General features: G+C 68.8%; 2 protein-coding genes. One reads left to right on the forward strand and one right to left on the reverse strand.

Annotated features, from left to right (window positions below; translation table 11 throughout):
* On the reverse strand, window positions 1–248 hold a 248-nt coding region (locus tag HUK84_RS21915; protein ID WP_176642007.1), incomplete at its 3' end, for a class I SAM-dependent methyltransferase.
* Window positions 249–354: 106 nt separating this feature from the next.
* Here HUK84_RS21915 and HUK84_RS21920 point away from each other — a divergent pair.
* A partial coding sequence (locus HUK84_RS21920; protein ID WP_246285830.1) for a helix-turn-helix domain-containing protein occupies window positions 355–618 on the forward strand: 264 nt, incomplete at its 3' end.

The raw sequence follows: 618 nt of genomic DNA on the forward strand, positions 1-618 counted from the left end.
CGCGCCACGGCGTCCAGCATGTCCGGCGTGATGTCGCAGGCCGTGACCTGGCCGACATGGGGGGCGGCGCGGTAGCTGACATGGCCGCCGCCGCAGCCCAGGTCCAGCACGGTTTCCAGCCCCCGGCCGGCGACGGATCGTTCGATCTGGTCCAGGTCGGCGCCATCGGCATGGACCGTGCTGGCCACGTATTCTGCGGCGCGGGGGCCGTATCGTTCGGCGGTGAAATCCTGGTGCGTCTCGGTCATGGGGGCTCCTGCGTTCTGCCCGGATCGGCTGTCCGGCGGCGCAGGCAGGATGGTATGGCTTATAATCGAGTATAAGACCTAAATTTATACGGGTATGAAAACCACCATGACGCTTCGTATCGCAATGCCGCCATCCGATCCGCGCCGGGCGCTGGGGGCGTTTTTGCGTGCGCGGCGCGAGGCCCTGTCGCCCGCCGACGCGGGGATGTATTCGATGCCGGGCCGTCGCCGCACGCCAGGGTTGCGGCGTGAGGAGGTGGCGCAACTCTGCGGGATCAGTACGACCTGGTACACCTGGCTGGAGCAGGGGCGGCCGGTCGCCTGTTCGGCGGCGACCCTGGCGCGGCTGGCCGAGGCGCTGCGCCTGTCG

This window comes from Nguyenibacter vanlangensis (genome assembly GCF_013376155.1).
Lineage (GTDB): Bacteria > Pseudomonadota > Alphaproteobacteria > Acetobacterales > Acetobacteraceae > Gluconacetobacter > Gluconacetobacter vanlangensis.